General features: G+C 53.0%; 21 protein-coding genes. 12 read left to right on the top strand and 9 right to left on the bottom strand.

Annotated features, from left to right (window positions below):
• Window positions 1-45 precede the first annotated feature (45 nt).
• The 9 genes from IPQ00_13075 (at window position 46) to IPQ00_13035 (ending at window position 8171) form a co-directional block, all read left to right on the top strand.
• A complete protein-coding gene (locus IPQ00_13075; GenBank protein MBL0241493.1) occupies window positions 46-1050 on the top strand; it encodes a methyltransferase domain-containing protein in 1005 nt (334 codons plus the stop codon).
• Window positions 1051-1066: 16 nt separating this feature from the next.
• Entirely contained in the window at window positions 1067-1447 is a 381-nt protein-coding gene (locus tag IPQ00_13070) for a four helix bundle protein (GenBank protein MBL0241492.1), read from the top strand.
• Window positions 1448-1493: 46 nt separating this feature from the next.
• The gene (locus IPQ00_13065) at window positions 1494-2132 is read left to right on the top strand and encodes a hypothetical protein (GenBank protein ID MBL0241491.1); all 639 of its coding nucleotides are present in this window, start codon (window positions 1494-1496) and stop codon (window positions 2130-2132) included.
• Window positions 2133-2222: 90 nt separating this feature from the next.
• Window positions 2223-2987, top strand: coding sequence for a class I SAM-dependent methyltransferase (locus IPQ00_13060; GenBank protein ID MBL0241490.1), 765 nt, complete (start codon window positions 2223-2225; stop codon window positions 2985-2987).
• Window positions 2984-3763 (top strand): copper homeostasis protein CutC, encoded by a 780-nt coding sequence (locus IPQ00_13055; GenBank protein ID MBL0241489.1) that lies wholly within the window; start codon window positions 2984-2986, stop codon window positions 3761-3763. Before IPQ00_13060 ends, IPQ00_13055 begins: the two co-directional genes overlap by 4 nt.
• 22 nt (window positions 3764-3785) lie before the next feature.
• Window positions 3786-4769, top strand: coding sequence for a glycosyltransferase family 2 protein (locus tag IPQ00_13050; GenBank protein MBL0241488.1), 984 nt, complete (start codon window positions 3786-3788; stop codon window positions 4767-4769).
• A gap of 81 nt (window positions 4770-4850) precedes the next feature.
• A complete protein-coding gene (gene asnB, locus IPQ00_13045; GenBank protein MBL0241487.1) occupies window positions 4851-6809 on the top strand; it encodes an asparagine synthase (glutamine-hydrolyzing) in 1959 nt (652 codons plus the stop codon).
• Between the two features lie 51 nt (window positions 6810-6860).
• Window positions 6861-7811 (top strand): prolyl aminopeptidase, encoded by a 951-nt coding sequence (pip, locus tag IPQ00_13040; protein ID MBL0241486.1) that lies wholly within the window; start codon window positions 6861-6863, stop codon window positions 7809-7811.
• A gap of 102 nt (window positions 7812-7913) precedes the next feature.
• The gene (locus IPQ00_13035; protein ID MBL0241485.1) at window positions 7914-8171 is read left to right on the top strand and encodes a twin-arginine translocase TatA/TatE family subunit; all 258 of its coding nucleotides are present in this window, start codon (window positions 7914-7916) and stop codon (window positions 8169-8171) included.
• Between the two features lie 65 nt (window positions 8172-8236).
• Here IPQ00_13035 and IPQ00_13030 read toward each other — a convergent pair whose 3' ends face one another.
• On the bottom strand, window positions 8237-9031 hold the full coding sequence (locus tag IPQ00_13030) for a class I SAM-dependent methyltransferase (GenBank protein MBL0241484.1): 795 nt from the start codon (window positions 9029-9031) through the stop codon (window positions 8237-8239).
• A gap of 101 nt (window positions 9032-9132) precedes the next feature.
• Between IPQ00_13030 and IPQ00_13025 the strand changes: the two genes are divergently transcribed.
• Window positions 9133-9906: a glucose 1-dehydrogenase gene (locus IPQ00_13025; GenBank protein ID MBL0241483.1), complete on the top strand. Its 774-nt coding sequence runs from the start codon at window positions 9133-9135 to the stop codon at window positions 9904-9906.
• A gap of 6 nt (window positions 9907-9912) precedes the next feature.
• Complete coding sequence (locus tag IPQ00_13020) at window positions 9913-10617, top strand: urease accessory protein UreH (GenBank protein ID MBL0241482.1); 705 nt, start codon at window positions 9913-9915, stop codon at window positions 10615-10617.
• A gap of 6 nt (window positions 10618-10623) precedes the next feature.
• Here the strand turns inward: IPQ00_13020 and IPQ00_13015 are convergent, their stop codons facing one another.
• From IPQ00_13015 to IPQ00_12995, 5 genes are all read right to left on the bottom strand, one after another.
• A complete protein-coding gene (locus tag IPQ00_13015; GenBank protein ID MBL0241481.1) occupies window positions 10624-11265 on the bottom strand; it encodes a carbohydrate-binding family 9-like protein in 642 nt (213 codons plus the stop codon).
• Window positions 11225-12388, bottom strand: a complete 1164-nt coding sequence (locus tag IPQ00_13010) for a DUF2156 domain-containing protein (protein ID MBL0241480.1) — start codon at window positions 12386-12388, stop codon at window positions 11225-11227. The genes IPQ00_13015 and IPQ00_13010 overlap by 41 nt, the downstream gene beginning before the upstream one ends.
• On the bottom strand, window positions 12388-14124 hold the full coding sequence (locus IPQ00_13005; protein ID MBL0241479.1) for an AarF/ABC1/UbiB kinase family protein: 1737 nt from the start codon (window positions 14122-14124) through the stop codon (window positions 12388-12390). The genes IPQ00_13010 and IPQ00_13005 overlap by 1 nt, the downstream gene beginning before the upstream one ends.
• 139 nt (window positions 14125-14263) lie before the next feature.
• Complete coding sequence (locus IPQ00_13000) at window positions 14264-15223, bottom strand: bifunctional riboflavin kinase/FAD synthetase (GenBank protein MBL0241478.1); 960 nt, start codon at window positions 15221-15223, stop codon at window positions 14264-14266.
• Between the two features lie 47 nt (window positions 15224-15270).
• Entirely contained in the window at window positions 15271-16776 is a 1506-nt protein-coding gene (locus tag IPQ00_12995) for an NAD(P)/FAD-dependent oxidoreductase (GenBank protein ID MBL0241477.1), read from the bottom strand.
• Between the two features lie 435 nt (window positions 16777-17211).
• On the opposite strand from IPQ00_12995, the gene IPQ00_12990 reads away from it, so the two are divergent.
• The gene (locus tag IPQ00_12990) at window positions 17212-18225 is read left to right on the top strand and encodes a tellurite resistance/C4-dicarboxylate transporter family protein (GenBank protein MBL0241476.1); all 1014 of its coding nucleotides are present in this window, start codon (window positions 17212-17214) and stop codon (window positions 18223-18225) included.
• 26 nt (window positions 18226-18251) lie between these two features.
• Here the strand turns inward: IPQ00_12990 and IPQ00_12985 are convergent, their stop codons facing one another.
• The 3 genes from IPQ00_12985 to IPQ00_12975 are packed head-to-tail and all read right to left on the bottom strand — an operon-like array spanning window position 18252 to window position 22024.
• Complete coding sequence (locus tag IPQ00_12985; protein MBL0241475.1) at window positions 18252-19250, bottom strand: ribonucleotide-diphosphate reductase subunit beta; 999 nt, start codon at window positions 19248-19250, stop codon at window positions 18252-18254.
• A 46-nt stretch (window positions 19251-19296) separates the two neighbouring features.
• Entirely contained in the window at window positions 19297-19650 is a 354-nt protein-coding gene (locus IPQ00_12980; protein MBL0241474.1) for a four helix bundle protein, read from the bottom strand.
• Window positions 19651-19681: 31 nt separating this feature from the next.
• Entirely contained in the window at window positions 19682-22024 is a 2343-nt protein-coding gene (locus tag IPQ00_12975; GenBank protein ID MBL0241473.1) for a ribonucleoside-diphosphate reductase subunit alpha, read from the bottom strand.
• Window positions 22025-22373: the final 349 nt, after the last annotated feature.

Below are 22373 nucleotides of genomic sequence, written 5' to 3'. Positions count from 1 at the left end.
CAAGCAAATGCTCACTTACGTCTGCTCTATCCCTGTTAACTGTTAATGAAAGAAAAGTTACTAGAACTGTTAGCGTGTCCGACCTGCGGCGGAGACATTCTGCTCGCTTACGCAAGTAAGTATGATGGTAAAGAGATCATCGACGCGGTACTGACGTGCAAAAAATGTGACCGCGAATACAAGGTCGTTCGCGGCGTCCCGCGTTTTGTCGACCTTTCTAAGATCGAAGACGACAAGGCCGCGACAGCCGAAAACTTTGGCTGGCAGTGGACCAATTTTACGCAAGAAGACCCGAAATACAACGACCAGTTCCTCGGCTGGCTGCAGCCGGTCAAAAAGGAATTTTTCAAAGACAAGGTAGTTCTGGAAGGCGGTTGCGGCAAGGGCCGGCATACCAAACTCGCTGCCGAGTGGGGAGCGACTGAGGTTGTCGGGATCGACCTGGGCGATGGCGTCGAATCGGCCTTTGCTCTGACCCGCGATCTGCCCAACGCACACATCGTGCAGTGTGACATTTTCAAACTGCCGCTAAAAAAGACATTTGATTACGCGTTCAGCGTGGGTGTTCTGCATCATACGCCGGACCCGAAACGGGCGTTTATCTCGCTTGCCGGAAAGGTCAAAAAGGGCGGCAATATCTCGGCCTGGATCTACGGCGCGGAAAATAACGAGTGGATCACGAACTATGTGGACCCGATCCGCACGGGTTTTACTTCGCAGATCAGCCAGCCATTGCTCTATCAATTATCAAAGCTGCCGACACTCGGCGTCTTTCTGACGACCAAACTCGTATATCGTCCGATAAACGCGGCATCCAAACCGGTCGCCAACAAACTCTTTTACAACGAGTATCTCAATCACCTCGGCAGTTTCGGCTGGCGCGAGCAGCACAACATCGTCTTTGACCATCTGGTCGCTCCGACCGCGTTCTACATCTCAAAAGACGATTTTGCCGGATGGTGGAAAGAGATCGCCACCGAGGATGTCGAGATCACCTGGCACAACGAAAATAGTTGGTGTGGTTTTGGGAAAATAGGGAGTAGTAAATAGAAATTAGTGAATAGTAATGAGGACGCATGAGAATCTGGAGGTTTGGAAAAAATCAGTTGATTTTGTTATCGAGATTTACCGGTCGACGGCTACATTTCCTTCCGATGAAAGGTTTGGTTTAACTTCACAAATTCGGCGGGCGGCGGTTTCAATACCTGCTAATATTGCGGAAGGTGCAGCTAGAACGTCGGAAAAGGAATTCTTATATTTTCTTTCAATAGCTCAAGGCTCGGCGAGTGAGGTTTCGACGGAAATATTGATCGCGTTTCGACTCGGATATGTTACAGAGGATTTGCACCGAACGCTCACAGCACGACTCGACGAGATAGGACGAATGATTAGCGGGCTTCGCAACCATTTGAAGTCAAAAACCAAATTATCGAACCTAGCAATATGAGAATTTCTTGAACTATTCACTATTCACTGTTTACTATTAACTAGTCATGAAATTTGATAAAGGTATCGACAAAAAATATCGAAAGTCAGTCGAGGACGCGTTTGCGTCGATCATAGCGAACGGCAATGACGAGCATCGCCTCGTGATGAATGCGATCTTGCGATCAGATCTATTGATACGTGTGAAACCCGTCAAGGAGATCAACGCCTCCGGTATTACAGGTATCATCGATGAGGGCCGGACAAATGACAGAATGTCGGATGAGCGGTTGAATCTGCGTGAAGCTCTGGGCGAGATCTATATCGCGATCGCCGAAGAGACTATCGATACCGGCGGACAACGCGGATGCGAGGGCACGTTCGTCCACGAGGGCCGTCACGCATACGATTTTGCACAGACGATAGAGAGCCTTTCAAATGCCGACGTCAATCCGCTGAGCGTGTTTAACCCGACGCTCTACGAGCTCGAATTGGCGGCTCACAAAACCGCCGGCGACTATATGCTGTGCATCGACAAAAAGGAATACCTTGACGAGGGCCTGCAGCTAATGATCCTCTGCCAGGAAGGCGGCATTTGCGAGGTCAGCGATGATGGCATCGCAAAACGACTGCAAGAAAGTTACGGCCTTGCTCTAAATGGTGAGCAAGGTTCACTCGCAAGCGAGATGTTGGGGATAAAAGTTTAGGAAGTTGGCCACGAATTTTACGAATGGCACGAATGAGGTGAAGTTGTTCCCGATTCGTGCCATTAGTGTCATTCGTGGCAAAATAGTCATATGAACGCGACTTTGCCACAAGAAATGCAGCAGCATACATACGCCATAATGGACGAGGTCGAGGGCTCGCATTGGTGGTTTGTGGGTCGGCGCTCGATCCTCGATAGTTTTCTAAAAGGCATCGTAGCTAAGATCCGCAAGCCTGATGCGACACTAAAGATCTTAGACGTTGGTTGCGGGACGGGTGCAAACATTGAAATGCTGTCTGCTTACGGCGAATCCGAGGGCGTAGATGTGTCTGACGATGCTCTCGAATTTTGCCGTAAAAAGGGGCTGAAGGTGCAAAAAGGCCTGGCTGAGACGCTGCCTTACGACGACGATGCGTTCGATCTGACGACTGCACTCGACGTGGTCGAGCACCTTGATGACGATATTGCCGGCCTCAAAGAGATGTTTCGGGTGACTCGTGGCGGCGGTTATTCGCTAATATTTGTGCCGGCATTTATGTGGCTGTGGGGCGTGCAGGACGATATCTCTAATCACCGTATCCGCTACACCAGATCGCAGATCGTCGAGCGTTTGAGAACCGCAGGCTATGAGGTTGAACGTGCGACATATGCAAACTGGACGTTTTTCACGCCGATCCTCGCCGGGCGAACGATAATGAAGGTCACCGGCATCAAGCCCGAATCCGAAAACAATATTACGATCTCTGCCCTGAACGGCGTTTTCGGCAAATTATTCGGAGCCGAACGCTTTTGGCTAAAGAATTTCAACTTTCCGTTCGGTGTTTCGATCGTCATCGTTGCAAAAAAACCGGAATGACTCCATCCATAAAAGTTGAGATCTGTGTCGATTCGGTCGAGTCGGCGGTTGCCGCTCAGGCGGGCGGTGCTGACCGCGTCGAACTCTGCAGCAACCTTTTGGACGGCGGAACGACGCCGAGTGCGGGTGCGATCGAGGTCGCACGACGTTTGCTCGCCATTAAGCTCCACGTAATTATCCGCCCACGCGGCGGCGATTTTCTATATTCTGAAAATGAGTTTGAAGTAATGCGGCGTGATATCGCTACGGCGAAAAGACTAGGAGTTGACGGAGTTGTGGTCGGCATCCTCGACGTCAACGGCGATATCGACACGGTCCGCACCCGTGAACTTATCGCTCTCGCCCGCCCGATGACCGTTACGTTTCACCGTGCTTTCGACGTTTGCCGTGATCCGCTTGCGGCCATCGATCAGCTTGTCGAGATCGGCATCGACCGCATACTCACCTCCGGCCAGGAGGCAACCGCACTTGAGGGGATCGATCTGCTTGCCGATATCGTGCAACACGCCGGCGATAGGATCACGATAATGGCTTGCGGCAATCTCAACGAGCGAAATATCGCCAAGGTCATCACCGCGAGCGGTGTCAGCGAGGTGCATTTCACCGCCTTTGGCGAGGTCGTGAGCGAAATGATACACCGTAACGAACGCGTCGTTATGGGCGGAGCTCTTCGTTCGCCGGAATATTCACGAGCCGTTACCGATACCGACAAGGTCCGCGGGGCAATAAGCTCGATTCTCACTGACTGCACTTTTCGCCCGAAAAGTGTAAATTAAAAGGTTCGCAGGTATTGAATCGATGGAACGCAACGATAAACAAACCACAACGCAAGCTCCGGAGCTGTCGCTCTTTTTGCCGGTTCTCGATGAACAGGACAATTTGCGGCCGATGCACGAAAAGATCCGAGCGGCTCTCGACGCACTCGGCAAAACGGCCGAGGTCATCTACGTAGATGATGGTTCGACCGATAATTCCTTAAAGGTTTTGCGCGAGATCGCCGCGTCGGACGACCGCGTCCGCGTAATATCGCTTCGCCGCAATTATGGCCAGACGGCCGCTATGTCTGCCGGTATCGACGCTGCACTGGGCGAAATTTTGATCCCGATGGATGCCGATCTCCAAAACGACCCGGCCGATATCAAACGCCTTCTCGACAAGCTCGATGAGGGCTACGATGTCGTATCGGGCTGGCGCAAAGACCGTCAGGATAAGTTGATCTCACGCAAGATACCGTCGAAGATCGCCAACAAGATCATTTCGTGGATCGGCGACGTTCCGCTCCACGACTATGGCTGTTCGCTCAAGGCATATCGCCGCGACGTCATCCAGGACGTCAAACTCTACGGCGAGATGCATCGCTTTATCCCGATCTACGCCGCGTGGGCAGGTGCCCGCGTTACCGAAATTCCGGTCGATCATCACGCGCGTACGATGGGCAAATCGAAGTACGGCATCTCGCGGACGATAAAGGTTGTTTTCGACCTGATCACCATCAAGTTTATGGCCGAGTACCACACGAAGCCGATCTATGTTTTCGGCACGTTTGGAATGCTCGCATTTTTTATCTCGATGCTGGCGGGAATTTGGGCCGTGGTGCTGAAATTCGGTTACAGTACATCATTCATACTTACGCCGCTGCCGATAATCGCAGTCGTGATGCTCGCGATCTCGGTTCAGTTTTTCCTTATGGGACTGCTGGCCGAACTGCTCGTTCGTACCTATCACGAGTCGCAGGACAAGGCGATCTACGCGGTGCGGGAGAAAATAGGATTTAAGAATTGAACCACAGATGAATACCGATAAGAGCAGATATTTTTTTAGCCTTTATCCGTTTCTATCTGCGGATATCTGCGGTTAATCTTTATGTGCGGCATCACCGGTTGGATAAACCTCCAACGATCTGAAAAAAACCACAATGAATCGGTTCTGCATCAGATGTGCGAGCGGATCGTGCATCGCGGACCTAATTCCGAGGGGATCTGGATGGACGATACGGTCGCTCTGGGTATGCGCCGATTGTCGATCATCGACCTGCAAACGGGCGATCAACCGGTTTTTAGCGAGGACCGATCGGTCGTCGTGATGATGAATGGCGAGCTTTATAACTATCGAGAAGTTCGGGCAGAGCTTGAGAAAAAGGGCCACACTTTCACGACGCAGTCCGATACCGAGATCCTGCCGCACCTTTACGAGGAATACGGCGAAGACCTCGTCGATCATCTCAACGGAATGTACGCGTTTTCGCTTTGGGACACGCGAAAGCGAAAACTCATCATTGCCCGTGACCGCTTTGGCGAAAAGCCGCTTTATTACGGCGTTTTCGACGGCAAGCTGATCTACGGATCCGAGCCGAAAGCCTTGCTTGCCCACCCGGCAGTCAAACCCGAACTCAACCTCGACGCTCTTCGCCAGTATCTATCTTACGACTACGTCCCCGCGCCAAACTCGATCTATAAGGGTATCTCGAAACTGCCCGCCGCCCATATTATGGTGGTCGAAAACGGCGAGATCAAAACGCGTAGATATTGGAATATGACCTGGGACAAGAGTCCGACAAACTTCAGTTTGTCGACCGCGAGCTTGGGTTCAGATAGCGTCAAAGGGACGCTTGAGGCCGGATCGACAAACTTAAGTTTGTCGGACAAGGCTCGCGAACTCAAAGACCTCCTCTCTGATGCGGTCCGAATGCGCCTCGTCGCGGACGTTCCGCTCGGCATTTTGCTCTCGGGCGGTATCGATTCGTCCGCCGTTGCGGCATTTGCGGTAGAGCACGCCACCGAGCGAGTCAAGACGTTTTCGATCGGATTCGAAGAAGATTCGTTCGACGAATCGAAATATGCCCGAATGGTGGCCCGGCACCTCAATACCGAGCATTACGAGGAAAAACTGAGTGCGACGACCGCCGGTGATCTCATCGGCGACATCGGTACGTGGCTCGACGAACCGCTCTCTGACGGTTCGCTGATACCGACCTTACTGCTAGCCCAATTTGTCCGCAAGCACGTCACGGTGGCTCTCGGCGGCGACGGCGGCGACGAGATATTTGCGGGGTATCCGATGTATTACGCGCACAAAGTTGCAAAGACATACACGTCGATCCCGCGGTTTCTGCGCGCCGGCCTGATCGAACCGGTCGTGCGGCGTTTGCCGGTATCGACTAAGAATATGTCGTTCGACTACAAAGCAAAGCGTTTTGTCCGCGCGGCAAATCTTGGCTCCGTCGAGCGCCATCATTCTTGGTTCGGTTCGTTTTCGCTCGACGAGCAGCAGCATCTTCTGACCGCCGAAATACTTGGCTCGAGCGACGGCGACATTTATCGCGGCCCGAGGGAAATGCTCGCACTATGCGACGCTGCCGACGAGATCGAGCAGATGCAGTTTCTCGACATCAACTACTATATGGCCGAGGACATCCTGACCAAGGTCGATCGTGCCGCGATGGCGGTCAGTCTTGAGACGCGAGCGCCATTCCTCGACCCGCGTGTCGCACAGTTTGCGGCAACGCTGCCGTTAGATTACAAATTGAATGGTAAAAACGGAAAATTTATATTGAAGCAGTCTGTCGAAAGCCTTTTGCCGCGTGAGATACTCGACCGCCCCAAGAAGGGTTTTGGCATCCCCGTAGCCGAGTGGCTGAAGGGCCGTCTCAATCCGTTAATGCACGATCTGCTGGCACCCGAAAGATTAAAGCTCCAGGGACTTTTCGAGCCTGAGTATGTCGCACGATTGATCCGCGAACACGAGACGGGCCGGGCATCGCATCACAAACAACTCTGGACGCTACTCGTTTTTCAGCTTTGGTACGACAATTTCCTTGCGTAGTATGTGCCGATACATTTGAGCAACCAATGTGCTTAGGCGTATCATCAGTCTATGGCAAACCTATATCCCGAGATCGAACCTTTTGATTCAGGTATGTATATCGTTTCCGATATTCATACGATCTACTACGAACGCGTTGGAAATCCGAATGGCATTCCCGTCGTGTTTTTGCACGGCGGGCCGGGCGGCGGACTGATACCGATGTATCGGCAATTTTTTGACCCGGCGGTCTATCACGTCATCCTCTTTGACCAACGCGGCTCCGGACAGTCGACGCCGCACGCGGATCTGCGTGAAAACACCACCTGGGACCTAATCGCCGATATGGAGAAATTGCGTGCAAAGTTCGGCATCGACAAGTGGTATGTCTTTGGCGGTTCGTGGGGTAGCACGCTGAGCCTCGCATACGCTGTGACGCATCCGGACCGATGCCTTGGACTGTTTCTACGCGGCATCTTTCTCACCCGCCGCAAAGAGCTCAATTGGTTTTATCAATACGGTGCATCTGAGATATTTCCCGATTTCTGGTCACGCTATCGCGACGAGATCCCGGAGGCCGAACGCGGCGATTTTATCGCGGCCTACCACAAACGCCTGACCAGCGACGACGAAGAGACCCAACTCTCAGCAGCGCGTGCCTGGAGCGTTTGGGAAGGCTCGACCTCAAAGTTGTATCCGGACAAAGATCTGATGGACCACTGGGAAGGCGCCCACGAGGCACTGAGCCTCGCCCGTATCGAGTGTCACTATTTCGTCAATAACTCGTTCTTTCCGACCGAAAACTTTTTGATCGAAAATATCGAAAAGATCCGGCACATCCCGACCGTGATCGTCCAGGGCCGATACGATGTCGTTTGCCCGATCACGTCCGCGTGGGATCTGCATTTAGCGTTTCCTGAGGCCGAATTGGTCGTTGTGCCGGACGCGGGTCATTCCGTATCCGAAAAGGGCATTATTTCCGCACTCGTTGACGCAACCGACCGATTTAAGGTGAAACACTGAGAAATTTATGTGAATGTTGGCGCAAATAACTGTATTATGTGATTTACGTCAACCGTTAGGCAGAGATTCGATCTCGACGGATAGTTTATCGGAAACAATAGTATGAACTTCGGAACAACAGAAATTTTACTGATCGTTGCGGTGCTCTTCCTGCTTTTTGGAGCAACGCGTTTGCCGCAGTTGGCTAAATCACTCGGCCAGTCGCGTAAGGCCTTTAAGGAAGGAATGCGCGAGGCTGAGGAAGAGGAACAGGCCGAACAGCAAAAGCTATCGAGCGCCGCCCCGCCACAGATCAACCAGATCAGCGACGAAGCTCTGATGGAAGAAATGCGTAAGCGTGCTGAGGCCAAGCAGGCGTAAAGCGGCGATCGGATCAGGGTTGATGTGGACGAGGCGTTCTAACGGATCGGACTCGTTCATACCATTTAGCCTTTCTCACCGGTCAGCAGTGTTGCCTTGATCGTAAATCGGAAAGTCAGTTTGCCTTCTTCGGAATCGATATTTTGAGCGAGTCTTGCCACGACTCGCTCTCTTTCATTTTCTTCCATCGCACTGAGCCACGCCGGCATCAGGAAATCACTCACCAGCGGCGAAGCGACAAACTCTGCTCCATCCTCAAATTCGAAAGCCTCGAGAGCTGATTCGGTATTAACATTGACCATACCTGCGGCCGCGGCAAGTGACTCTAGATGCGAAATGGTCGGGAGATCACCGATAAGTTGCTCAATTGTCGGGCTGTACTCAAGCAGGTCCTCGTTATACATCGCTTCCCACAAAAGCGAAAATATTTCGCCGAAGCTCCCCGATGACGGCAGGAAAAAGGCAACGTCGCCGCCGGTGCGGGCAACACGGGCAGTATTTTCGATCACGCTTTCGATCTCGGCAGGGTCGGCAAATGTGGCGTCTGCGAGAACCGCGTCAAACGCATCATCCTCAAACCTGATCGTCGAAAAATCAACCTTGGAGCTGATCGCCGCCGCCTTGTCTCGGGCGATCGTCAGGATGTCTTCGTTCTCACACGTTGCGAAAACGTCCGTCTTTTCGCCAAACCTTTCCTCGACCGCCATAGCGTGAAAACCGGTACCGGCATTGATATAAAGCATATTGTCGGAATCACGCAGGTCCAAATGCTTATCTACCAGATCTGTAAATCGCTTTGTCCATTCGTCGTGGATGTACAGATCTCGCAGAAATGCGAGCTCTTTCGGTGTCTTCGTCATAAGCTTAATTAAACCGCATCTGCTCGCAAGACCGCAAACCGAGCGGCTTACACCATCGCATAGAGCGCCCGGCGTGATATTCTAGTTGTTCGAAAAAAGTGATGAGTAAAAATGTAAGAGAACTATTCGACTTGACCGGCAAGACCGCGATCGTGACCGGTGGCTCGCGCGGTATCGGAAAGGAAATGGCCGAGGCTCTCGCCGAAGCCGGAGCTAACTTGATGCTGTGTGCCCGGCGGGCCGAGTGGCTCAATGAGACCGTGGCCGAATTTACGGCAAAGGGATTTTCGGTTGACGGCCGCACCTGCGACGTGGCCAAACCGGATGAGGTCCAGATGGTCGTCGACGAGACCGTCACGCGGTTCGGCACCGTGGATATCCTCGTAAATAACGCGGGTATCTCGTGGGGAGCGATGCCCGAGGATATGCCGCTCGATCAGTGGCAAAAGGTGATCGATGTGAACCTCACCGGCTGCTTTCTGTTCGCGCAGGCCGCAGGCCGCCAGATGCTCAAGCAAAAGAGCGGTTCGATCATAAATATCGCCTCGATCGCCGGACTCACGTCATCGGCAAACGGCCCATTCTATGCGGGTTACGTTGCCAGCAAGGCCGGACTGATCGGCCTCACACGCGAACTGGCCGCAAGCTGGGGCCGACAGGGAATACGAGTGAATGCGATCGCACCCGGATTCTTTCATTCGCGGCTTGCTGACGCCGTCATCGATATCTACGAGCGCTCGATCCAGGAAAATAACGTCATTCCGCGTGTCGGTAATGAGGGTGAACTCAAGGGCGTGACCGTATTTCTCGCCTCCGACGCGTCAAGCTATGTGACGGGACAAACTATCGCCGTTGACGGCGGAATGACGGTTTAGGACAAGATGGAAATTACACCCGACCTTACGACATATTCACTGCTGTTTTTTGGCTTCGTTCTCGGATTGCGCCACGCGACCGAGGCTGACCATCTGGCGGCTGTTTCGACCATTGTCAGCGAACGTAAGAGCCTGTTTTCAGCGGCTCTCGTCGGCGGCCTCTGGGGTGTCGGGCACACGATCGCACTGTTTGTCGTCGGCCTCATCGTGATCCTGCTAAAACTGCAGATATCCGAATCGGTCGAGGCAAAGCTCGAGTCCGTCGTCGGTCTAATGCTGGTCATTCTCGGCGTTAACGCCGTTCGTAAGATACTTTCGAGCAAGACGATCCACGCTCATACCCACGATCATAGCGGTCACGAGCACAAACACCTTCACACACACGCCGATGAGACTGCCGAGGCGTCACACCATCGTTTCAGTCCGCGATCGGTCGTTGTCGGTATGATCCACGGCCTCGCGGGCAGTGGGGCATTGATGTTCATCATATTGCCGCTGATCGAGTCGCCGGTAGTCGCACTCGCATACATTGTCGTATTCGGCATCGGGTCGATCGGCGGAATGATGTTGATGAGCTTTTTGCTCGGTCTGCCATTTCACTTAACAGCAGGGCGTTTTGGCGCTCTAAACACGGGGATACGCTGGTGCTCAGGCATATTTAGCATCGGACTCGGTATGTTTATCGTTTACGAAAAGCTTCTAATGGCCTGACGCCCGCTACCCGACAAACTCAAACTCGCCAAACTTTTCGGGAACGTGGAAGTTCGGTGCCGGCGTTTCGGTAGGCTGCCACGCCAGATAACCGCGGTTCTCGCCTTTGCCGACACAACGAAAAATATTGCCGTGCCAAACATCGCCGGAGCTGGGAACCTTGCCAAAGGCGGCCCAAGGCAGCTTTATCGTCATCACGACGCGGTCGGGAGCGACAGATGCTGCGGCGGTCATTCCTGAGACGTAATTGACGTTCGTCGCTCTATCGTCCGATGTTGTAATGATCCCAAGATCCAGCCACTCGCCGGTCGGGGCGACCTCAAACTCGAAATACTCGTTTCGCCGCTCGATATTTGGTGCGATGAAGATCTCGCAAACATCCCGATCCCAAAGTCCCATCGTCTTTTCGGTCACGATCGGCTCGGATGCGACCACGAGCGGTTCGGCCTGGCGGGCATCGAAACGAACGTATAAAGCGTGGGCAGACCACAACATTCGCGCGGCAAAATGGCGTTCGACGGGTGCATCGATGCCGGACCAATATCGGCCGATCGAAATGTCCGAGGCCGTGTCCCAGATCGGACACCCAGCCAGATCGACGAGATCATCAGTTTCGATCCGCTTGATCGTTAGTCGCTTTGCGTTCATTCTTTTTCTTTAAGGCTTGCAGCCCGGGAGCTTTGAGCCGGCTGATCTCGCTAGTGACCGCCCGCCCGAGTCCGCCGACCACCATTCTGACCGGGGCGTTGGCGCTAAATGCTCCCGCGATCGCGTGGAGCGTTTTGAATGATACGCGAGGTTCATTTGAAACAGCAAATACGGGTTCCCACTGTTCAGGCTTGAGCTTGGCCTTAAAGGCGTCGAGGCCGTCAAAATTATAGAAACGCTGTCCGTGTCGCCGGAGCCACGCAAGCAATATGCGAAGCCAAACCGGATTGTCGAATGGCTCGACATCAGCGCGTGACGACAACGGAGATATGCCGAGCGTAGCATAGTCGAAACCGTCATCGGACATCGCACGCATTGCTGTATCGATCATTAATTCGACGGTTCCGTTCGGGGCCAAGGGGTTGTGGGGAAACTGTTCGAAAAGCCATCCGTTTCTAGTTGCGACGGGTGATAATACGACGAATCCAATTGCCTTTTCATCACGTTCCGCAACAAATATTCTGCGATTTTGGAGACGCGAAAGGGTATCCGATTCCACCATAAAATGTAGCGGCGGCAACCCTTTTGAATCAAGCCAGTTGCTGAGGCATTCCTGCAGTTGCGGGTGGCTGTTGGCCTTTTCCTCCGGCCACTCCAAGACAGTAACTGACTTGTTGCGCGCGCGGTTCAATTGAGCTCTAAATGATCGGTGAGATGCGACGAATCCGGCCCAATTTGCGGGTCGCCAGGATGGCTGGGCCCCGATCAGGAATTTTGCGTGACCTCGCGATGATGACAGGACGGCCTCGAGCCTGGACTCAGCGCCGAAATAGCATACCGTCTCGCCCGCCCGCTCGGCGTCAGCCTCAAATTCGGCGACAACCGCATCGAGTCGCGACTTTTCACATACCGGCGCACCCACGACGACGCGAACTCGTTTAGACGAAATATACCCGACGACCGCGTCACCGTCTGCTGAGAACCAACGCAGAATTCCCGGATTTACAATTTGGAACGAGGTCGAATTCCATCCGTGTGACAGCACCAATTCGCGTGTGCGGGCGACGACGTCATCGGCCGCCCCGGCGGTCTTCTCCGGAAATGCCCGCTCCGCGAGTGTCATTAGATTCCTGTGTTCAATACGGACTTAAAGGCCATTTTCGCAAGTTTCCAAGTGCGATCCCAGTCGATCTTTCCGCCCTCGTCGCGGCCCATTATTTTGTCGACGAATGCCTTTCGAAAATCATTGCCCTCACGCCGGAGCATAAACTCCTTGGCGTACGGCTTGGCAGTCTCAAAGAAATTAAATTCCGGATCGGTAATGATGCCGATGCCCTCGAGCGTCATCAGTGCACGCATAATATACGTGAAATTTGACGGCAGACGAAATGGATAGTCGTACATCACGTCAGCAAGGTCGTAGGTCAATTCCTTAAAGTTGACGTCCTTTAGCTTGCGGTTGAGGTGAAACTCAAACATCTTTTCGACGACCGGTTTGACCACGATCGGATTGGTCCCGGGCTTGAGAAAATCAAGTGCGATCAGATCGTCCGCGATACCCGCCGCATCTTTGCTGACGACGTGAAAAAATGCGTCGATCATTTTGGACTGCAGGTCCGGCGTAATGCGTCCCACCATTCCAAAATCAAAAAAAGCGACGCGTCCGTCCGGCATCACTAACAGATTGCCCGGATGCGGATCAGCGTGAAAAAATCCGTCCTCGAGTAACTGCTTGAGATACGTCTTGATCAAAAGCCGATTTACCTTTTCCGGCGATACGTCTCTCCGCTTGAGTTCGTCCACATCAGTGACTTTGGCACCGTGGATGAACTCCATTGTCATCACTTTAGATGTAGTCGCGTTCCAATAGATCGTCGGGACGTGGACGTCGTTCCAGTTCTTAAAATTTATTCTAAAGCGTTCGGCATTTTGCCCCTCCGCCATATAGTCCATTTCCTCGTGGACGGTTACGTCAAACTCTCGCAACATTCCGGCCCAGTCGGCATTCTCGTTGAGCTTTGGAAATCGCTCGGCGAACTTTGCCACCTTTTGCAGAATTACAAGGTCGCCCTTGATGGTCGCATCGAGATTAGGACGCTGAACCTTGACAGCGACCTCTTCGCCGGTGTGCAGGCGTGCACGATAAACCTGCCCTAGCGATGCCGCAGCCACTGGCTCAAGCTCAAATTCGGCGTACATCTCGTTGATCTTGCATCCGAGTTCGTGCTCGATGCGGGCAAATGCGATCTCGTTAGGAAAGGGCGGAACACTGTCGACCAGCGTGCCGAGTTCCTTGACGAACGGCAACGGCAAAAGGTCTGCGCGCGTACCCATCGACTGGCCGATCTTGATAAATGTCGGCCCGAGTTCGATCAGCTTTTCCTTAAGCCAGATCGCCTGCCTTTCTTGATTGTGTTCGCGATTTGAGTTGCTACCGAGCACGAAGCGTCTCGCCAGGGCGGTTGACCGTTGGGCGAACCAGAGCCTTACGGAATAGAGCTTTTCGCCATAAACGGCCATACGTGTCAGACGCATAGCGGTCTGCATACGGTGCTTTTTGTGCCTCAGTTGCCCCTGGCGGTGCATATCGAACTGATCGAGGTACAGATACGCCGCGAGCATCACGATGACGCGCGAGATCTGAAACAAACGCCAATAACCGCGCCAGCCGTGATAGACACTCTCAACCTCAGCTTCTTTTTTCTGTAGAAACTTCTCTTCGGCGATGAGCTGCTTATTAGTCACAAGCTTAGCGATCGCCAGATCGTCGGTGGAAACAAAATGCTGACCGCCGTTGCCATTGGCACGGACCGAACGCTCTTTTACCAATGTAGTGGCCTCAAAGCCTAAATTACTCATTTTAGTCTGTTAACCGCCGCCCGTGACTGCGGTAAATATCTAATTCGTTCACATCGGGCAAATGCTCAAATGCTACGATCGAGATCTTAGATGCCAGGGCGGACAGCTACTTTGCTGTTTAATTTCGCCCGCGTCTCCGTTATCTCCTCAGGTCCACGAGCATATTCCTTACGCCCTCGTGGTCAAAATAGTTCCTCGCGCTCTGTGAATCGATCTCGATCTGAGCCTTGAGTTCGTCAACGCCGCCGAACTTCTTCTCGTCCCTGATGCGCCTTAGGAACCGCACCCGCAGGACATCTCCGTAGAGATCTCCGTCAAAGTCGAATATATGTGTTTCGATCGATGGTTCGTAATCGGATTCAAACGTGGGCCGGATGCCGATATTAGTGATGCTGCGTCGCCACTCGCCGCCGAGCAGGGTGGCAGTCGCGTAAACGCCATATCGTGGGATCACTCGATTATGCGGCTTCAAATTGGCCGTCGGAAAACCGATCGTACGCCCGCGGTGATTGCCGTGAACGACGAGGCCCTCGACGCCGTATGGCCGCCCGAGCATTCGGCGGACAAGATTGACGCGACCATCGTCGAGGAGCTCACGGATCCGCGATGAGCTGATACGCTGACCGCGGAGTTGCACCTCCTCGACCTCTTCGGCAACAAACCCAAGATCGCGGCTCATCTTACGCAAAAGGTCGATATTGCCGCCGCGATTCTTGCCGAAAGCAAAGCCTTTGCCTAAATAAACCTCGCGAGCCTGCAGGCGATCGTGAATGATGTCTGAGAGGAAATCTTCGGCCGGTTGGCCTGCAAACTCACGGGTAAAGGGGATAAGGATCGCCTGTCTGATCCCAAGCATATCAAGCGTTGCCAGCCGCTGATCGAGCGTCTGCAGCAGCGGCGGGGCTGATTCCGGATGGAGTACCGCCCGTGGATGCGGATCAAAAGTGATCGCCGTAGGTACCGCATTGATCGCCCGAGCGCGTTCGACCACCTTGCGCATTATTCGCTGATGCCCGAGGTGTAGCCCGTCAAAAACACCGAGTGTCAAGACGGTCGGCCGGGCAATATTTGCGTTTTCGGTTCCGTGAAAGATCTTCATACGACAAAGAAAAAGCTATTTTAACACGTCAGGTGGTACAAGGGCCGTTATCGCTCGGCGGGGCGAAACTCCATCGTCCCGTCATCGACGCGTCCGTAGCGGAGCATCGAGAGGTCTTTGACGTAGTTTTGATGCAGTCGCCAGGGATGTTTTGAGCCCTGGCTGGGCAACTCGCCGAGGGCGCGGATAACGTAGCCGGAATTAAAATCGAGCACGGGTTCGGGTTTTACGGCCGGATCAGAGAGGCGCGGCACGCACGAGGCCATACGATTATCGTCCATATACTTGATCAGCCGACAGACGTATTCGGATGTGAGGTCGCATTTCAGCGTCCAAGAGGCGTTGGTATATCCAAAAGCTTGAGCGAGGTTTGGCACGTCGCTATACATCATCCCTTTGTAGGCAAATAGCTTTGAAAGCTCGACCGGAGCGCCGTCAACGACGAGTTCGAGTCCGGCCATTATTTTTAGAACCAGGCCCGTTGCCGTGACGATGATGTCAGCGTCGAGCTGATCGCCGCTTTTCAGCCGCACACCGGTCGCGGTAAATGTGTCGATCTCGCTGGTCACCACTGAAGCCCTGCCGTCGCGGATCGCCTTAAAAAGGTCAGAGTCCGGCACGATACACAAGCGTTGATCCCAAGGGTTATAGTCCGGCGTAAAATGCTCCTCAGGATAATCCGCCCCGAGTTCACTCCGGACGCCCTTGGCGATAAGGCGTTTCATAAACGACGGACGCTTGCGCGACAGTTGGTAAAAGAACATCTGCCGAAAGACGTTTTTCCATCGCGAAAGCATATACGCGGCCCTTGCCGGTAAGATCGAACGCAGAAAATTTGCGATCTTGTCCTGTGCCGGCATCGTCACAACGTAGGTCGGCGAACGCTGGAGCATCGTCACGTGAGCGGCGGTTTTGGCCATTGCCGGAACCAGCGTGACGGCAGTCGCTCCGCTGCCGATAACGACCACGTTTTTGCCCTCGTAGTCGAGATCCTCAGGCCATTTCTGCGGATGAACGACGGTTCCTGTATAGTCGTCAAAGCCGGGCCATTCGGGTGTGTAGCCCGATGTATAATCGTAATAACCTGTGCACAGATAAAGGAATTTGCAAGTGAAATGCACTGTGTCAGGATCGCCCGCGTCCGCGAGCGTCCCGTTTTTGCCGGGCGTAGACACACTCCCTACCGGTCGCGTTTCCGCCTCTACGGTCCATTGCGAATCTTCTGATGACCATGCCGCCCGACGTACTCGATGTCCGTACCGGATCTCTTTGTCGAGGTTGTACTCCGTAGCGGTTTCGCGAATATAGTTGAGTATCGACGGCCCGTCAGCGATCGCCTTCGGTTCGCTCCACGGCCTAAACCTATAACCGAGCGTGAACATATCCGAGTCCGACCGTATGCCCGGATATCGAAACAGATCCCAAGTTCCGCCGGACGCCTCACGCCCCTCAAGGATCGCGAAACTCTTTTCCGGGCAATCCATCCGAAGTCGTGCTCCGGCACCGATCCCGGATAGCCCCGCACCGATTATTAGAACGTCGAAATGCTGCATATCAACTCGGACTCCACACAGTTATTCAGTCAATCCAATATATCAGATTGCAGTTGGTCCGAACACGAAGCGAACAACTGATCTACCGATAAAACAGCCCTCGCGATCGTCTGATAGGTATGTCCGATGCCGCCGACAACTTTGCGTCGAGGATCATCCGAACTCGCACAAAACCTAACGGCTGTATGCCGTTCAGGTATAGTGCCCGTGGGAGGGTGTTATGGCTTTCGCGATTTCGTGGTACATTTTAGAGGTCTAGCGATGGTCCTATGCATTTGACGGTAAATTAGCGGCTAGGTGCGACTTGGTCTTAGTAGCATCTTTGATCGTTTGAGGAGGACTTTTCCAGCAGTGTCCGAAACACCACAGAGGAGTGAAAGCCCCGGAATTCTCGCCCCGGTTGCGGACCTGTCGCCCGCGTATTTCGGCATAGTAATGGCGACTGGTATAGTCTCGCTTGCTGCTCACCGTTTAGAGATCCCATTCATTGCCAAATCGCTGTTTCTACTCAATATATTTATATACGCAGCGGTCTGGTCCCTGACTATACTCAGATTGATCCGATATCCGCGCAATTTTGTGAGCGATATGACCGATCATCTGCGCGGCCCGGGGTTTTTCACCGCCGTTGCCGCGACCGGCATTCTGGGAGCGCAGTTCGTATTGCTTACGGAAGACTATCGCACGGCCACGGTACTTGGTGTGGCGGCTCTCTCGCTCTGGATCGGACTTACATACACAATATTTGCGGGATTCACCATCCGCGAAAACAAACCAACGCTGGATAAGGGAATCAGCGGAGCCTGGCTGCTCGCCGTTGTGGCGACACAATCGATCTCAGTACTCAGCGCCCTGCTCGCCGCTCACGTAACCCAGCCCGGAAAGCTGGAGATGAACTTTCTTGCGCTCTCGATGTGGCTGTGGGGCGGTATGCTGTACATCTGGATGATGTCGCTTATCTTTTACCGCTACACTTTTTTTCCGTTTTCGCCCAATGATCTGTCACCACCGTACTGGATCAATATGGGAGCAATGGCCATCTCGACACTGGCCGGATCGCTGCTCATAATAAATGCGCCCGATGCGCCGTACCTAACGTCTTTGTTGCCCTTTATCAAGGGATTTACGGTCTTTTATTGGGCGACCGGCACGTGGTGGATCCCAATGCTTGTGATACTTGGTCTTTGGCGGTACGTTTACAAAAGATTCCCTATGCGATACGACCCGCTCTACTGGGGCGCGGTTTTTCCACTCGGTATGTACGCGGTGAGTACCGAGCGTATGAGCCACGCTATGGGATTTGATTTCCTTGGGTTTCTGCCGACAACGTTCTTTTATGTTGCGTTTGCCGCGTGGGCGACGGCATTTCTCGGCCTTCTCTTCAGTCTTTGGCGACAGGTGAGCAGACGCGGAACGCCAGATGACTCAGCGTCCGCCTCCGATATCTAGCTTGATATCGTCTCGCCAAAAATTGCTCAGAAAGATTCGTTAAAACTCACGTCACCAGCGACCGCTACTTGATACGCCGAGACGCGGCGTTCGAAGAAATTAGCGAGTTCCTGTACATCCTGCAGATCCATAAACGAAAATGGATTTTTCGCACCGTAGACCTTTTGCAGGCCGAGCATTGCCAGACGCTGGTCAGCGATGTACTCGAGATACTGCCGCATATCGCCGGTTGAGAGCCCCGAAATACCGCCGGATAGGATGTCTTCGGCAAAATGCATTTCGCAGGTGACGGCCTCGTCGATCATCTCGACGATCTGGCGATGCAGGCTATCGTCGAAAAGCTCCGGTTGCTCGATCCGCACCTTGTTGACGACCTCGAGGGCAAACGCCATATGGGCGGATTCGTCGCGGAAAACCCAGTTGGTGCCGGCAGCAAGGCCGTGGAGCAAGCCCTTAGAACGCAGAAAATAGACGTAGGCGAATGCCGCAAAGAAGAAAAGCCCCTCGATACAGGTTGCAAAACAGATCAGATTGAGCAAAAACTGCCGACGGTGCTCCGGCGTCTGAAGCGAATCGAGATCGTTGATGGTGTCGATCCACTTCATACAAAACTGAGCCTTCGTGTGGATCGATGGAATATTGTCCACTGCCGCAAAGGCCTGTTCGCGTTCGTGATGGTCGGGGATGTAGGTGTCGAGCAGTGTCAGGTAAAATTGCACGTGGACCGCTTCCTCAAAAAGCTGTCTCGACAGATACATCCGAGCCTCGGGCGCGTTAATGTGCTTGTACAGATTCAGCACGAGATTGTTCGACACGATCGAGTCACCCGTCGCAAAAAACGCGACCAAGCGATTGATCATATGCCGCTCGGCCGACGTCATCTTGTTTTTGAGGTCCATCACATCGGTCGAAAAATCTACTTCCTCGACTGTCCAAGTATTCTTGATGGAGTTCCGGTACATCTCGTAAAACTCCGGATACAGCATCGGGCGAAGCGTTAAATTAAATCCAGGATCTAAAAGCATAATATTGAATTTCGAGTAACGAATATCGAATGTCGGAGCAGAAAAGCTATTTCTTTGATTTTGCGGTCTTGATCGAAGTCACAAATATCGCAATCAATTGTTCTGTCTCGTCTTGTAATCCTTTTAATTTTTCAGCGATTACAAAGTCACCCTCGACTAAGATTTCTAACCAATAGGCCGTCTCGTCCAATTCTTGAAGACTGCTGGACATTTTGCTGATGAATTCCGAATCGGATCGCGATCTACAAGCTTCTCGATATTGTGCTCCGACACTCGTGCCACTTCGTAAAACTTGTTTGCCAATTACTTGTGCATCTGATGATATTGGAAGTGATCTAAAAAGCTTGATGATTCGCAATGCAAACTGCTTCGTCCGCGATTTGAGATCAAATTCCTTCATTCGATATTCGTCATTCGAAATTCATCATTTGCTATTGGCACGCTTCGCAGGCCTCTGGATTTTCCAGCGAACACACCAACGCTTCCTCGTCCGTGTAAACCTTTTTCGGTTCTTCGATAACGGCGGCGATATTATCGGCGGCGGCGACTTGTGCGATCCGCGTTGCGGGACGTGAACGCAGGTAGTAGGTCGTCTTAAGGCCTTTTTGCCAAGCGTACATATACATTGACGAGAGTTTGCCGATATTCGGGCTTTCCATGAAGAGGTTAAGCGAGGCCGATTGGTCGATAAAGGCTCCGCGATCTGCGGCCATATCGATCAAGGATCGCATAGGGATTTCCCACGCCGTTCGGTAAATCGCTTTTAACTCGTCATTAAATGCGTCGATGTCCTGCACGGAGCCTTCGCTGAGTTTGATCTTGTTTCTGATCTCATCGGTCCAAAGCCCCGCCGTCTTAAGTTCTCTGACCAAGTATTTATTGATCTGGACAAAATCGCCCGAGAGCGTCTCGCGCTTAAAGAGATTAGATACCTGCGGTTCGATGCACTCGTAGCAACCGGCGATCGAGGCGATCGTCGCAGTCGGTGCGATGGCGATCATCAGGCTGTTACGTAGTCCGGTCGAAATGATCTTTTCACGAAGTGCATCCCAACGGCCGAGGTCGTCCGGCGTGACGCCCCAAAAATCGAACTGTAGGTCACCGTGTGCCGCGCGTGTGTCGGCAAATGCCGGATGCATTCCGCGTTCGACGGCGAGGTCTGCCGATGCGTCAAGGGCGGCAAAATAGATCTCTTCTTGGATCTTGGCCGAAATTTTACGAGCTTCGTCCGAGTCGAATGGCAGACGCATCTGAAAGAAAACGTCCTGCAATCCCATCACACCGAGTCCGATGTTGCGCCAACGATTGTTTGAGTCGGCCGTCGACTGGATCGCGTAATAATTAAGGTCGATGACCTTATCCAATTGACGAACCGCGAGGCGGACGTTGCTGCGGAGTTTGTCGAAGTCAAACTGGCCGTCTCTGACATACCGGGATGCATTGATCGAACCGAGATTGCACACAGCGGTTTCGCTATCAGATGTGACCTCGATGATCTCGGTGCAAAGGTTCGAGAGATGAACGACATTTTCCGGCAGTGCGGTCTGGTTTGATTTGCGGTTGCAGGCGTCCTTAAACGTCATCCAGCCATTGCCCGTCTGGGCCATCGTCCGCATCATCTTGGCGTACAGGTCACGGGCATTGATCTGCCGCATAAACAGGCCATCTTCTTCGGCTTTGACGTACGCGGCCTCAAAATCATCGCCGTATAGGTCGGGGAAATGCGGTACGACCTTCGGGTCAAACAGCGACCACTGGCCATCGGCCTGGACGCGTTTCATAAACAGGTCCGGGATCCAGTTGGCCAGATTTAGGTTGTGCGTGCGGCGGGCTTCGTCGCCCGTGTTGTCGCGCAGTTCGAGAAAATCGTCGATGTCCGCGTGCCAGGTCTCGAGATATACACAGCACGCACCTTTGCGCTTACCGCCCTGATTAACGGCCGAAACCGAAGAATCAAGAGTCTTCAGCCACGGCACGATACCGTTCGAATGGCCGTTGGTGCCGCGGATGAGCGAGCCCTGAGAACGAACGCGGTGATAGGCAATGCCGATGCCGCCTGAGAATTTAGATAGCATCGCCACGTCGGCGTACTTCTTATAGATGCTGTCGAGGCTGTCGAGCGGCGAATCAAGCAGAAAGCACGACGAAAGCTGCTCGTGACGCGTGCCTGAGTTAAACAGCGTCGGGGTCGACGGTACGTATTCTAGCGACGAAAACAGATGGTAAAGATCGATCGCCTCATACGGACTCTCCGCCAGGCCGCACGCGACCCGCATCCAGAAAAACTGCGGAGTTTCGATGACGTCACGCGTTTCCGGATTTTTGAGAAGATAGCGATCGTACAGTGTCCGCAGCCCAAAAAATTCAAAAAGGTCATTGCGGCTCTGGTCGATGGCATCGTTGAGCTTGCGGCTATTGTCGATGACAAACTTGGCGACGCGTTCGCCGATCAGGCCTTCTTTAACGCCGAAAGCGATCGACTGTGAAAACGAATGGATCTCCTGATTGCGGACTTCCTTTTCGACGTACTGGTTGAGCAGGCGTGCACCGAGTCGTGAATATTCCGGTTCCTCAAAGATAAGGCTCGCAGCCGTCTGGATCGAGAGTTTGTCGAGTTCCTTGGTCGTCGCACCGTCGTACAATCCGCTGATCGTCTTGGTCGCGATGCGGAGGCTGTCGACCGACGGCAGATTAACGCAGCAGCGGGTGATCGCTCGGACGATCTTATTAATGTCGACAGGCTCGAGCGAACCGTTTCGCTTGAGTACCTGCATCGAGGTCTGAGCCGCGTTGTCTGTCTGTCTCGAAGTTGCCGTACCGGCCGGTGCGAAATTGTTATCCATAATTCAAAGTTCAGTCGTCAAAGCTCCCTGACGCAAGCACGACAAACCGCTGCATTCGGGGTTTTGAGGCATAAAAAAGAGTGAAAGTCCTACTAGCCCACATCGCGTTCTACCGATTTGGCAGATGATCGAGGCCAACTTATACACCGCATTTTTAAGTATTTTCACGCGGGAATCTGCCCGAGCTATCAGCAGTTCTTGCCGCGTGGATATAGACTATATGGTAGTGACTAGGCTTTGTCAACACAAAATATAGTGGTTTTAAAAGATTACGATAAGT

This window comes from Chloracidobacterium sp., from assembly GCA_016720705.1.
In the GTDB taxonomy this organism is placed as follows: Bacteria; Acidobacteriota; Blastocatellia; order Pyrinomonadales; family Pyrinomonadaceae; genus OLB17.
The sequence above is the reverse complement of the archived record's forward strand: the minus strand, read 5'-3'. Positions and strand labels throughout refer to the sequence as shown.